Here is a 13,666-nt window from a genome sequence, read left to right as displayed (position 1 = left end):
AATTCTTGCTTAAGCGTAATTACGGAAACGATTGCGGGTAAATTTTTTCACATTTCGAAATAAGCTTTGGTTTTTATACTCTACCTAAAAACTATCTGTTTGTTGACAGTTTGATAATTTCAGTTCCAAATCCTTGACGGATTTTTATTTTAAATCTTGTGATCATAAATAAATCTTATGGATATAATAAAAAAACCTGCTTTAAATTCGAAAGCAGGTTTTAGATCAACTCATAAATACCATTAGATTTTTGGCGGTTCCCAGCCTTTCTCATATTCCCGGGTCCATAGAGCCATTGCTTTTTGAGAATTGGTGATGTGTCCATTTTTTGGATCACAGATCAATGTCTCACCGGTTCGGCTGCTGATATTGGCCAAGTGGCAAAGTAGGGTGGATACGGCTCCTTCTTCAATGTTGGAGTTTTGCTTTTCCTTTCCTCTGACGGCGTTGAAGAAATTTACAACGTGGGTGGTACTCATGTCTCCACCACCGCCGAGGACAGTACCGCCTTCATTGTTTTTGGCCAAGTTGGACTTGATCTCTTTGCCGGTTCGGTCAAACTGTTTATAACCACCTCGATCAACATAGACAGAACCTTCGGTACCATAGATAATTGTGCCACGGTCCGAGCCATATGTTTTGTAATTATTCCGACTCTTTCCGTCCCATTGGATGACCTTATTGTCACCAAATTTGAAGGTAGCATCCATTGTATCATACATCGTCCAGCCATCTTCCGGATAGTGCATTTTGCCTGAAACCACCATCACTTCAGAAGGATAATCCACTTGAAGGGCCCATCGGGCTACATCCAGTTCATGGGTGGCATTGTTTCCGGTTTCGGCAGTGCCGTAATCCCAACCGTACCAATGCCAGTTGTAATCCCAAGTGTCGTGCATATACGGTTTTCTTGGAGCAGGACCCTGAAACAGTTCCCAATCCAACCCAGCAGGAACTGCTTGCTGGACTGGGTTTGGAACTGCCCCGCGATTATTGCTGTAGAATGCTTTGGCCATATAGGCTTTTCCAATAGCACCATTATGGATTGCCGCGATGATTTCCCGGCTTTCAGGAGCAGAGCGCTGTTGGTTTCCCATTTGAACTACTTTGTTGTATTTCTTTTGCAGCGCGATGAGCAGTTCCCCTTCTCGAGGATTATGGGAGCAGGGTTTTTCTACGTATACGTGTTTTCCTCTTTCCAAAGCCAGCCAGGTACCCGGAGCATGCCAATGATCCGGCGTGGCATTGATCAGGACATCCAATTCCTTGTCATCAAGGACTTTGAGGATGTTTTGCTCCAGCTTTGGGGCATAGCTGATGTATTTCTCAAAGTTCTTGGCAGCTTTAGGCATCTGCGATTGCATGGCATCGCAGAGGTAGAGCAGGTTCACATTACTGGATTCCAATCCGATAGGTTCATAAAATGCGCCCAATCTTCTTCCCAATCCTGCGATGGCGACATTCAAACGCTCGTTTGCTCCCAGGATTCTACCATAGGATTTTGCGGAAAATCCAACTGCGCCCAAGGCCGAGAGCCCTAGTGTGGCAGCTGTGCTTTTCTTGATAAATTCTCTTCTATTTTGCTTGCTCATGGCATTGGGGATTATTTCAGCGTCTTGATTTTGATGTTTTTGAAGCTCACTTCGTCTCCGTGATCCTGAAGCAGGATGTGTCCTTCGGCAGCCTCACCGAAGTCTTTCCAAACCTTGTATTTGCTGATGGCAACCAGGTCGCGGTATTCTTTGGAACCTCTCTGGTATTCCACCACTTTAACTCCATTGATGTAGTGCTCCACTTTATTGTTTGGATAAACGACAATACGGCCTTGGTTCCATTCCCCTGGCTTTCTAACAAATCTTGGCTGCTTATCGGCTTTGATCAAGTCATAAAGTGATGCCAAAGTTCGGTTGCCATTGATGCCCTGCTTGGCATCAGGATGGTTGACATCATCGAGAATTTGGTATTCCAAGCCTATGGCTGAACCAGTGTTTCCTTCCGATAGTGTCACAAAATATTTCACCCCGCTGTTTGCCCCTTCAGTGATTTTGAAATCAAAAGCCAAATCGAATGCGCTGTATTTATCTGTTGTGACGATGTCTCCAGCATTTTGGGATTCACTTCCGTCTGTTTTGGCGATGGTTAGGATTCCATCCTTTACCGACCAACCGGTGGTAGGGAAGGTGGTCATCCGTGCACCTCTCCAGCCGTCGCTGTTTTTACCGTTGAACAGGAGCTTCCATCCGTTTTTCTTTTCCTCGTCTGTCAATTCATTTTTCAAAGTACTTACCACAAATACATCGCCCTTGAAAGGAGTTGGTTTCAGCTTTTCGGTCTGTATTCTTACGTTTCGGAAATAGGTTTTTCTTCCCTCATCTTCTTTGTTTTGGATGCTGTGAACCTGCAATCCGATAAATCCTTTAGAATCCATGTCATCGACAAAGTAGGCCACTTCCTGGCCGTTGACCCAGGTTTTGATGGTGTTGCCAATAGCCTCGATTCGATAGGTGTTCCATTCCCCCATTTTGAAAGCGGACTTGGCAGCCGGATTCAAATCCACCGGATAAAACCAACCTCTGCGGGCTTCGTCATAGATTCCACCTGACCAAGCTCGAGGAGTAGGGTCAGCTTCGATCTGGTAACCAAATACCAAGCCTTGACCATTGCGGGCTGCAGGATCAAACTGTCCCCGAGCCATGATGCCGCTGTTGGAAGAGATATGATTGATTTTGAGGTCGACCTCCAAAATGAAATCCGAGTACATCTCTTCGGTGATCAAAAAGGTGTTTCCTGTGCCGTGGACTGCTGTTCCCTCGATTACTCCATCTTTGACTTCAAACGTGGCTTTACCCGCTACTGCTTTCCAGCCGCTGAGGTCTTTTCCGTTGAAGAGATTTTTCCAGTTACCATTTTGAGCTTGGATCGCTTGGGTGCAAAGGATCAGCGCAATTAGGCCGAGAAGTTTAATTTTCATTTTAATGTAGGTTTATTGAATTGCTTAAAATTCACGAAATAGAGTAGGTGGGACAATGTAGCTGAGTTTCAATTTACGGAAACGATTGCGAGTTTTTGATGGGATTGTTGGATGAGCGGCAAGGTATTTTTTTGTGTCTAGGAGATTCCTATTTCTCTTTCTTACTTTTGCGCATGCTTGATTTTAACCAAAAAGGAAAAGTTTTTATCACTTGTAAAGACCGCTCGGTCAGCTATCTGGAGCACGAAGTGAGGGAATTGGGATTTGTACCTAAGGAAGTTACCCGTACTGGGATTGAATTGGTTGCTTCTTTGGAAGATTGCATGGACCTCAATCTCCACTTACGCACGGCCTCCCACGTGCTGTATGAGCTTAAGTCTTTTTACCTGAGGAATGCCGATGATATCTACCGTCGATTCAAATCCATCCCCTGGGAGGAGTACCTGGATGTGGATGGTTACTTTTCTGTCAACTCTGTGGCTGAAAATGAATCCATCACTACACCATTGATTGTCAACGTGAAAGTGAAAGATGCCATAGTGGATCGCTTTCGCGAGCTAAAAGGAAGGAGACCCGATTCTGGGTCTGATTTTGATGGATTGGTAATTCAGGTGTATTGGAAGGAAACTCAAGCCATTGTCTACCTTAATACCTCAGGGGAAACCCTGGCTAAGCATGGCTTTCGAAAGATTCCCGGAAAAGCACCCATGATGGAAGCCCTGGCAGCAGCGACCATTTATGCAACCGAGTGGAATACCCGAGTGCCGTTTATCAATCCCATGTGTGGTTCGGGAACTCTAGCCATAGAAGCTGCCCTGATGGCAACCAAGCGTTATCCTGGATTGTATCGAGACCATTATTCCTTCCAGCATATTTTAGGATATAATCCGGAGGCTTTTTTAGCCAAAAAGAAAAAGCTGGAAAACAAAATCGTAGAGGCAACCGAGGTGAAAATCATCGCTTCGGATATTTCGCTGCAGGCGATTTCTTTTGCCAAAGAAAATGCTGCCTTTGCCGGAGTGGATCACATGATCGAGTTTCAAGTGTGTGATTTTGCCGAAACGAAGATTCCCGAGCGACCTCGAGGTGTGATTATGTTCAATCCTGAATATGGGGAGCGATTGGGAGATTTGACTGAACTGGAGGAGACTTATAAGCGGATTGGGGACTTTATGAAGCAAAAATGTGCCGGCTATCGGGGCTATATTTTTACCGGGAATATGGATCTCGCTAAAAAAGTCGGCCTGAAGGCCAGTCGAAGAATTGAATTCTGGAATGGAACGATCGATTGCCGACTTTTGAAGTATGATCTATACGAAGGGAAAGGGCAGTGAATTGAGATCCTTTTAGATTTAATCTCTCACATAGGCATCAACTATGCAGACCGCATGGAGAATCAATCCAGGTACAATAAGTAGGTAGGCGGCGATTACCCCTATCATCCATAAAATCCCTGTTTTGACTTTTCCTTGCCGAATTTGTCCCCAGCCAGGAATCAAAAAAGTAAGGAATGCTGCCGTGATAGGGTCTTGAGAGGTGGGTTGGGTCATTTTCACGGAAGGTCTCTTGTTTGGAAAGGAGGGGACTGACTTGCTACTGCAGGGTTTTTAAGTAATCGGACAAGGCATCAAAAGTCCCTTTGAATCCTAACCTCATGTTGTCGTGATTCTCAAAAAATTGTTGATTGCTCGCGTCACTAGCATTCAGGGGATAAGAAGTGAGTCGGAGGAGGGTTTGATCACCTGATGGCTCAAATCGATATTCTGTCCACATTTCCAAGGGCCAATCCGCGCCAAATGGAACAATTGGTGCTGGAACAGTCTCAGCATCTGCATTGGGAAAAGAATTGATCAATGTGATCCGATTTGGAGCCTCAATCTCGAGATAAGTGAATTTACCCCACATTTCGAAGCCATTACCAGCTTTTATCAGGTAATGAAAAATTCCTCCTGACCGAAAATCGAAGGTTTTGATTTTCATCTCCATACCTTTTGGCCCCCACCATTTAGCAAGGTGATCTCGGTGAGAAAAAAGTGTAAATGCCCTATCAGGAGTGGTGGATAGGATTTGGGTTATTTCTAGTGGGGTAAACATCGATTAAAGCGGTTTAGCAGAATTTATCAGGGTTAATGAAACTTTTTGGAGTGATTTAGCGGCATTTATCGGGCCAAGTCTTCCTGTTTTGATCAATTCAAAACTTAGAATGATCCAAAGAAATGGAGTTTGAATAGTTGCCAACATGCTGATCACTTCCAGCAAGCACCTTCGCAATGATCGATCTTTCTTCCATCCAAGCTTAAATATTCCCCCATGCAGTCAGCGGTCATACAAGAGTGGACAGGTAGGATACCGAGTAAGTCGCCGATTTGTACTGAGGCCATCAGAGAATCGGACGCTTTAATAACACCATGTTCCTGGGAAATGCTTTTCAGATAAGAACGATCTGAAGGAATAGTCCAACCGCTTTCAGTCAGAAATACTACCTCTCCAAAATTCTTATTCCCACTTGCATCCACCAAAACATCTTTTGCAAGGTGGACACCACCCCCGTGAATGAGGATTTCTTTGCGCTCCTTGTTGATATCCACGACTGGTACAGCCAGACATACTGCGATATCCTCTTTGGCACAGCTTCCCAATTCAGCCTGCATTAAGTCAAAAAAGACAAAGTTGCCAGGCCCGAGTTCGTCCACATCCCCAAAGTCTTCCATCACGGCACAGCCTGGAGTATCGCCTACTCGGGTCAGGAGGTTTGGAAACTCACTTTGATACTTTACTTTAAGCATATGCAGTGCCTGACGGGACTGCTCGTAGATTCCAGATTTGTCGGGAGTGTAATACGTATGTCCAGGATGGAGGTAGAAGCCTTTGAACTGAAGTTTGTCTGATTTTTTGGCCTCGCGCAGGATCTCCTCGATGGTTCCAAAATCGGAAATGTGCACTCCCGTACGTCCATAACCCGCATCGATTTCAATGTAAAAACCCACACGTTCGGAAAGTTGGTCTGCTAATTTCTTTGCTGTAACCGGATTGACTACCTGAACCGAAAGACTCTTGTTGGCAGCCAGTCGGTTGAGCCGGTCAATTTCCCTGACATTAAATGGGAATGCAATATGAATATTGTCCCAACCTTGCCCACAGAGGTATTCGGCCAGTTTGATTGAAGAAGCGGTGACCTCCCGAATGCCATATTCCTTAGCCCAGTTTCCGATTTCATGTGACTGGGCTGTTTTCCAGTGAGGAACGAGCTTTTTTCCGTGTCTGGAGGCTTTATCAGCCATTCTTTTGAGATTGGCTCGGGTGATTTTTTCGTTGATCAGGAGGGTAGGGGAAGTGATTTGGTCGAGGTATGACATGAGTCGATTTTTACTCTGGTTGGGAATATTGTTGAGTTCTCTAAAATTTTTCTGAAAGTAGGAAAGGAAAGACAAAATAAGAAATCAGATCTGCAGGAGGATTAAATCAGGTGGCTAATGAATTTATCCAAATTTCTCATCCAGGATTTTTAAATACATTTCAAAACTGACTTTTATCATTAAAACAGGTGATTTCTCAGATCAATTTTTGGAAGAAGTCTGCCCAATTTGAGGTAGGCTAAGTCGTATGAATTTATTCGATAAACTGGACAGCGAGTTTTTGCGGGAAGTGGGAGATATTTCCCGCTTTACGGGACGTTTTTTTCGTGAGGCGAGTAAACCCAAGCAGGAATGGGAGGAGTTTATCAATCAATGCTATTGGATTGGTTACAAGACGCTTACCCTAGTTGGGATCACGGCATTTATTATGGGTTTGGTGCTAACCATTCAGTCCAGACCTACTCTCGTGGAATTTGGAGCGGTTTCTTTATTGCCCTCTATGGTATCAGTGTCCCTTGTAAGGGAAATTGCACCCGTGATTACTGCTTTGATTTGCGCCGGCAAGATCGGTTCAGGCATCGGTGCTGAGCTTGGTTCCATGCGGGTGACTGAGCAGATTGATGCAATGGAAGTTTCCGGCACCAATCCATTTAAATATCTGGTTGTCACACGGGTGATGGCTTCCATGCTTATGGTTCCCTTACTTTCATGTTTGGCGATCGCTATTTCACTTTATGGAGGCTACTTGGGGGTAAATATTCGGGGAAATGTCAGCTGGCATCTCTACTGGTTTCAAGCTTATGGGGCGCTCAATTATGGTGATTTTATCCCCTCTTTGGTAAAGACGTTCTTCTTTGGCTTTGCCATCGGAATAGTCGGTTGCTACAAGGGATACAATTCTCAAAAAGGAACCGAGGGAGTGGGGCGCTCTGCAACCACAGCGGTGATTGTCGCTTCTTTGATTGTGTTTATACTTGATCTGATCGCGGTTCAGATTACCGATATATTGGGATTGACTTAAGGCCATGGAACCGATCAAACCCATCATCGAAGTCAAACATTTGAATAAATCCTTTGGATCCAACCATGTCCTGAGGGATTTTTCGATGTCAGTGACTCCCGGAGAAAACCTGGTCATTTTGGGTAAATCGGGCAGTGGCAAATCTGTTTTGATCAAATGCATCATCAATCTCATGCCTCCTGATTCAGGAGAAATCATCGTTTTGGGTCAGGATGTCGGTGAATTGGATCAGGATCAGATGGACTTATTACGGGCAGATGTTGGTTTTTTGTTCCAAAGTAACGCCCTATATGATTCCATGACAGTGAGGCAAAATCTGGAGTTTCCGCTACGGAGGCACTGGTCCAAACAAGAGAGAGCCTTACATGCCGAATCAGCAGTCTTGGAGGCTCTGGAAGATGTGGGATTATCCCATACCATTAATATGATGCCAGCTGAACTTTCCGGAGGGATGCGAAAGCGAATTGCCCTGGCGAGGACTTTGATTCTTAAACCAAAAATAATCCTGTATGATGAACCCACCACAGGCCTTGATCCGATCACAGCACGTGAAATCAGTGAATTGATCCTTCAGGTGCAAGAGAAATACCAGGCCACAGCGATCATTATTTCCCATGATATGAACTGCATCCGGATGACTTCAGACCGGGTCATTATGTTAATAGATGGCAAAAATTACATTTCTGACACGTATGAAAATTTACAGCTTGTTTCTGACCCTAAAGTCAGGGAGTTTTTTGACTGACGATGAAATCTAGCATAATGAAAGTAAAGCAAAGTGGAATTATGAAATCCAGCGAGATTCTTCCGAATCAAGTTTGCCAGGGGCAGGCAAGTTTGGGACAGGCTATCTGGAATCTTAAAAAATTATAAACAGATGAAAAACGATAAAGCTGCTTCCAATACCAAACTGGGGATCTTGGTCATTGCCGGGTCTTTGTTTTTGATTTTTTCACTTTACATGATCGGAAGAAACCAAAATATCTTTGGTACTTCGATTCCCATTTTGGCGCAAATTGACCATGTAAACGGCTTGGTTCAAGGGAATAACGTCCGTTTTCAGGGAATGGAAGTGGGGACAGTCAAATCCATTGAAATGGAGAATGATTCGACCATAATCATGACCATGCTGATCCGAAAATCAATGCAGTCGTTCATCAAAAAAAATGCATTGATTACGATCAACACCGATGGATTGATGGGGAATAAAATTGTCCAAATCCATCCTCAAACCGGAGAAGCTTCAACCATCGAGGAAGGCGACATTCTGTATCCATTGGATCAAGTAGGGACTGAAGAAATGATTGAGAAGCTGAGTTCCACCGGCGAATACCTGGAGCAGACACTGATCAATCTGGCAGAAATCACCGAGCGGCTGAACAAAAGTGAGGCGATTTGGAAAATTCTGGCAGATCCGGAGCTGGCCTTGGATCTCAAAGGAGCGGTGAAGGAATTGCATATTGCGGGGCAAAATGCTTCGGCAATGGCAAAAGCGGGAAAAGAACTTGTAAAAACTTTAGAGGAAGGAGATGGTATCGTCAATTCCCTCTTCACTGATAGCCTGATGGATCGAAATCTTGAACAGTCCTTGGAAAATCTGAATCAAACCAGTGCCAATGCCGCTCAATTAATGGATCGGATGAACACACTTTTGGAAAGCGTAGAAAAAGGACAAGGGACTGCAGGATTGATCCTTGCGGATACTGCTTTTAGGGAACAGCTCGTTCGGACTATGGAAAATGTGGAGCAAAGCACTTATAATCTGAACCAGAACATGGAAGCGATGAAATCAAATTTTCTGTTCCGAGGCTACTTCAAAGACCAGGAAAAAGCCCAAAAGAAAGCTGAAAAAGAGGGCAATAAGAATTGAAAAAGAATTGCTTGGTCAATTTTTAGGGGATGAAATCCCTTAACTTGATAAAATTCGAACTTCAGTGGGGAGTTTTCCAAGCCAATCGAAGGATTATTTTGAGATCATTTTCCTGAATTTAGACGGTTCTAACTTTTCTAATCCCTCAAATTCCTAAGGGAGATGCGCATAAGCCCGTCATTTCTGTTAATTTTGTCACCCGATAAAAAAGGCCTTTTTTGGCCTTGAAATTAGAATTAGAACTTTCTGCATCTCAGATCTTCCATGGAAGCAAAGAAAATCCGGAGTACCTTCATCGAGTTTTTCCAATCCAAACAGCATCAGTACGTTCCTTCATCCCCGATTGTGGTCAAAAATGACCCAACCCTGATGTTTACAAATGCGGGGATGAACCAGTTCAAAGACGCTTTCCTCGGCAACGAAATCGCCAAGTATCCCCGAGTCGCCAATTCCCAAAAATGTCTCCGAGTCAGTGGAAAGCACAATGACTTGGAAGAGGTGGGAGTGGATACTTACCATCACACTATGTTTGAGATGCTGGGTAACTGGTCTTTTGGAGATTATTTTAAGAAAGAAGCCATCGAATGGGCTTGGGAACTGCTAACTGAGGTTTATAAGCTTCCAAAAGACAGGCTTTACGTGTCTGTTTTCCAGGGAGATGCCGGAGATAAGTTGGAAAAAGATCAGGAAGCATATGATCTATGGAGCAAAATTGTGCCCGAAGACCGCATCATCATGGGTTCCAAAAAGGATAACTTCTGGGAAATGGGTGATACCGGACCTTGCGGACCATGTTCTGAAATCCACGTCGATCTGAGATCTGAGGCTGAAATAGCCCAAATCCCGGGTCGTGAACTGGTGAACAATGACCATCCTCAGGTGATCGAGATATGGAACTTGGTGTTCATGCAGTTTAACAGGTTGGCTGATGGAAGTCTCAAAGAACTTCCCGCCAAACATGTAGATACGGGAATGGGTTTCGAGCGGTTGGTCAGAGCCATCCAGTTCAAATCTTCCAATTACGACACGGATCTTTTTGGTCCATTCATCAAGTCCTTGGAAGTGAAATCCGGAAAAACCTATGGCAAGGATGAGCAGACGGATATTGCATTCCGGGTTATTGTAGATCACATCCGTGCGATTTCTTTCACGATTGCAGATGGTCAGATTCCGTCCAATAATAAGGCTGGCTATGTCATTCGACGAATACTCAGAAGAGCGGTTCGCTACGGATACACTTTTTTGGGATTCCATCAGCCCTTTCTTTATGAGTTGACTTCCTTGATCGCTGAATATTTCGGTGATATTTTCCCTGAGGTGAGACAGCAGCAGGAGTTCATCTCCAAAGTAATCCAGGAGGAAGAAACATTGTTCCTCCGAACCTTGGATAATGGTCTGAAAATGCTGGAGGGGATCAAGTCCGAGCTGTCCAGCAATGCTGGTAAAGTAATCCCTGGTAAAACTGCCTTTGAACTGTACGATACTTATGGATTTCCTTTGGATTTGACTTCATTGATTGCCAGGGAGAATGGGTTTTCAGTCGATGAAAAGGGCTTTTCCGAGGAAATGGAAAAACAAAAGACCCGCTCACGCGCTGCTTCCGAGCAGGAGACGGGGGATTGGGTGATTGTGCATGAGGATACAGGTGTGGAGTTCATTGGCTATGATTTTACAGAAGCCTATTCACATATAATTAAATACAGAACCATCACCGATAAGAAAGGAGACCATTTCCAGTTGGTGCTGGATAAGACACCTTTTTATGCTGAAAGTGGTGGGCAGGTAGGAGATACGGGATGGTTGATTTCAGATACTGAAAAGATCCGCGTAATCGATACCAAAAAAGAAAATGACCTGATCGTTCATTTTGTGGAAAAACTTCCGGTAAAACCTGATGGAAGATTTTCCTCAGAAGTAGATCGTGAGAAGCGCTTGCTAACGATGAATAATCACACTGCCACCCATTTGCTTCAATCCGCATTGAAAGCAGTTTTGGGAGATCATATTCAGCAGCGTGGATCTTTGGTTAATGAAAATTTGCTTCGATTTGACTTCTCCCATTTCGGGAAAATGACTGATTCAGAAATCGCCCAAGTGGAGGAGATTGTAAATGCAAAAGTTCGCGAGAACGTTTACCTGCACGAGCAGCGAAATGTGCCTATCGAAGAAGCCAAAAAGATGGGTGCTACCGCACTGTTTGGTGAAAAATACGGGGACTTTGTGCGTGTAATCACCTTTGACAAAAACTTCTCTGTCGAGCTTTGTGGAGGTACTCACGTACCTTCTACCAGTCAAATTGGCTTGTTTAAAATTACCTCTGAGGGCTCGATTTCATCGGGCGTTCGTCGAATTGAAGCTATAACATCCAAAGCTGCTGAAGCTTATTTGCGTGAACAGGAGTCATTGGTAAAAGAAATTCAGGAACTTCTAAAGAATCCTAAGGATGTGAAAAAGGCGATTGAGTCTTTGATTCAGGAGCGAAATGAACTGCGGAAGGAGATCGAATCGCTGCATTTGGAAAAGGCTTCTGGATTAAAAACCGAGCTATTGAAGCAATTTGTGGTGAAAGACAGTGTGAATACGCTAATTGCTCAGGTCGAATTACCGAATGCTGATTCACTCAAAAAACTGGCTTATGAGCTGAAAAATGAGGTGGCGAATGCTTTTGTAATTTTAGCTGCCAAAATTGAAGACAAACCTCAGGTTGCTGTAATTCTGGAAGATGCCTTAGTATCATCCAAGGGCTTGAATGCCGGACAGATTGTAAGGGAACTTGCTAAAGAAATCCAAGGTGGAGGAGGAGGTCAGCCTTTCTTTGCTACCGCAGGTGGAAAAGATCTCAGCGGTTTGGAAAAAGTAGTGGCCAAGGCCAAGGAAATGTTTTTATAATCGCTTAAATCAAAAGCAATGTTAAGCGAAGAAATCAAGAGTAAATATCAGTTGGTGGTAGGGTTGGAAGTTCATGCTCAGTTGCTTACTGAAAGTAAAATATTCGCTTCAGATTCTACGGAATACGGTAACCTTCCGAATAGACAGGTTTCAGTGATTACTCTTGGTCATCCGGGTACTTTGCCAAAATTGAACAAAAAAGTTATAGAGTTTGCCGTTAAAATGGGGTTGGCTTGTAACTCTGAAATTACCCGATACAATATTTTCTCACGAAAAAATTACTTCTACCCGGATCTTCCAAAAGGATTCCAGATTACTCAGGATAAAGGTCCAATTTGTGTTGGAGGGGTAGTTCCGATTGAATTGGCAGACGGTACCGAAAAGGTAATCCGGTTGAACAGGGTTCATATGGAGGAAGATGCAGGTAAATCCATGCATTTGGCTGGGGAGACAGATACCTTGGTTGATTTTAATCGGGCAGGAACTCCTTTGATAGAGATCGTTTCCGAGCCGGATTTGAGGACTCCTGAGGAGGCTTATGCCTTTCTTACAGAAATCAAAAAACTGGTCAAATACCTCGATATCTGTGATGGTAATATGGAAGAAGGTTCACTTCGTTGTGATGCCAACGTGTCGGTGATGCTTAAGGGCGCCACCGAATATGGCAAAAAAGTCGAAGTAAAAAACATGAATTCCTTCCGAAACGTAGCTCGGGCGATCGAGTACGAACACGAGCGGATTATTGAATTGCTGGAGGCGGGAGTGGACGTGATTTCAGAAACCCGAACCTTTGATGCGAATACAGGAACCACTTCAAGTATGCGTACTAAAGAAGATTTGAACGATTACAGATACTTCCCTGAGCCGGATTTGAGCCCCGTGGTGATTTCCGAGGAGTGGTTGAATTCGATTAGGGTAACCATGCCTTCTCTGCCTAGGGAGCTTTTTAGAAAGTTCGTAGATGTGTATGGATTGCCGGTTCTAGATGCCGGTGTCCTTACTGATGCAAAGGAAATTGCACTTTGGTTCGAAACCCTTTGTTCCAAAACAAATAACTATAAGGCCGCGTCCAACTGGATGATGGGGCCTGTAAAGTCCTATCTGAATGAGTTGGCTTTGAACATCGATGATTTTCCAATTAAGCCGGAGGTTTTGGCTGATTTGATCGCCTTGGTGGATGAAGGAAAAGTTTCATTTTCAGTAGCGTCGCAGAAGATTTATCCTGAATTGCTGAAGACAACTGGTGAATCTCCCATGGCTATAGCCCAAAAGCTAAATTTGATTCAGGAAAGCGACGAAGCTTCTTTGAAACCCATCGTGGAAAGTGTTTTGGCTGAAAATGCCGATAAGGTCAAGGAATACCGTTCAGGAAAAAAAGGACTGATGGGAATGTTTATGGGGGAGGTGATGAAAAAGTCAAAAGGAAAGGCAGATCCAAAAGTCGCTACCAAAATTTTAACAGAGTTATTGGAAAATTAATCAAATGAAATCAAGCATAAGGAAGAGTATCCTTCGGGATGATCACTGCCTTTGCGGGATTCCTTCCGATGGTTATCGGG

General features: G+C 44.0%; 11 protein-coding genes. 6 read left to right on the top strand and 5 right to left on the bottom strand.

Annotated features, from left to right (window positions below):
* Positions 1–242 precede the first annotated feature (242 nt).
* Positions 243–1,592 (bottom strand): Gfo/Idh/MocA family protein, encoded by a 1,350-nt coding sequence (locus D0X99_RS10660; protein WP_119477809.1) that lies wholly within the window; start codon positions 1,590–1,592, stop codon positions 243–245.
* A gap of 11 nt (positions 1,593–1,603) precedes the next feature.
* Positions 1,604–2,971 (bottom strand): 3-keto-disaccharide hydrolase, encoded by a 1,368-nt coding sequence (locus tag D0X99_RS10655; RefSeq protein WP_119477808.1) that lies wholly within the window; start codon positions 2,969–2,971, stop codon positions 1,604–1,606.
* Between the two features lie 173 nt (positions 2,972–3,144).
* Between D0X99_RS10655 and D0X99_RS10650 the strand changes: the two genes are divergently transcribed.
* Positions 3,145–4,305, top strand: coding sequence for a THUMP domain-containing class I SAM-dependent RNA methyltransferase (locus D0X99_RS10650; RefSeq protein ID WP_119477865.1), 1,161 nt, complete (start codon positions 3,145–3,147; stop codon positions 4,303–4,305).
* 18 nt (positions 4,306–4,323) lie between these two features.
* On the opposite strand, the gene D0X99_RS10645 is transcribed toward D0X99_RS10650, so the two are convergent.
* The 3 genes from D0X99_RS10645 to D0X99_RS10635 form a co-directional block, all read right to left on the bottom strand.
* Positions 4,324–4,521: a DUF5683 domain-containing protein gene (locus tag D0X99_RS10645; RefSeq protein ID WP_119477807.1), complete on the bottom strand. Its 198-nt coding sequence runs from the start codon at positions 4,519–4,521 to the stop codon at positions 4,324–4,326.
* 43 nt (positions 4,522–4,564) lie between these two features.
* Positions 4,565–5,065 (bottom strand): SRPBCC family protein, encoded by a 501-nt coding sequence (locus tag D0X99_RS10640; protein ID WP_119477806.1) that lies wholly within the window; start codon positions 5,063–5,065, stop codon positions 4,565–4,567.
* A gap of 152 nt (positions 5,066–5,217) precedes the next feature.
* On the bottom strand, positions 5,218–6,327 hold the full coding sequence (locus D0X99_RS10635) for an alanine racemase (protein WP_119477864.1): 1,110 nt from the start codon (positions 6,325–6,327) through the stop codon (positions 5,218–5,220).
* A gap of 247 nt (positions 6,328–6,574) precedes the next feature.
* Between D0X99_RS10635 and D0X99_RS10630 the strand changes: the two genes are divergently transcribed.
* The 5 genes from D0X99_RS10630 (at position 6,575) to gatB (ending at position 13,586) form a co-directional block, all read left to right on the top strand.
* Positions 6,575–7,348, top strand: a complete 774-nt coding sequence (locus D0X99_RS10630) for an MlaE family ABC transporter permease (protein ID WP_119477805.1) — start codon at positions 6,575–6,577, stop codon at positions 7,346–7,348.
* Between the two features lie 4 nt (positions 7,349–7,352).
* Positions 7,353–8,093: an ABC transporter ATP-binding protein gene (locus D0X99_RS10625; RefSeq protein ID WP_119477804.1), complete on the top strand. Its 741-nt coding sequence runs from the start codon at positions 7,353–7,355 to the stop codon at positions 8,091–8,093.
* A 132-nt stretch (positions 8,094–8,225) separates the two neighbouring features.
* Positions 8,226–9,218 (top strand): MlaD family protein, encoded by a 993-nt coding sequence (locus D0X99_RS10620; protein ID WP_119477803.1) that lies wholly within the window; start codon positions 8,226–8,228, stop codon positions 9,216–9,218.
* Positions 9,219–9,482: 264 nt separating this feature from the next.
* On the top strand, positions 9,483–12,107 hold the full coding sequence (gene alaS / locus D0X99_RS10615) for an alanine--tRNA ligase (protein WP_119477802.1): 2,625 nt from the start codon (positions 9,483–9,485) through the stop codon (positions 12,105–12,107).
* 18 nt (positions 12,108–12,125) lie between these two features.
* Positions 12,126–13,586, top strand: a complete 1,461-nt coding sequence (gatB, locus tag D0X99_RS10610; RefSeq protein WP_119477801.1) for an Asp-tRNA(Asn)/Glu-tRNA(Gln) amidotransferase subunit GatB — start codon at positions 12,126–12,128, stop codon at positions 13,584–13,586.
* Positions 13,587–13,666: the final 80 nt, after the last annotated feature.

The organism is Algoriphagus lacus, from assembly GCF_003583985.1.
Classification (GTDB): domain Bacteria; phylum Bacteroidota; class Bacteroidia; order Cytophagales; family Cyclobacteriaceae; genus Algoriphagus; species Algoriphagus lacus.
This window is presented reverse-complemented; position numbering and strand designations above follow the sequence as displayed.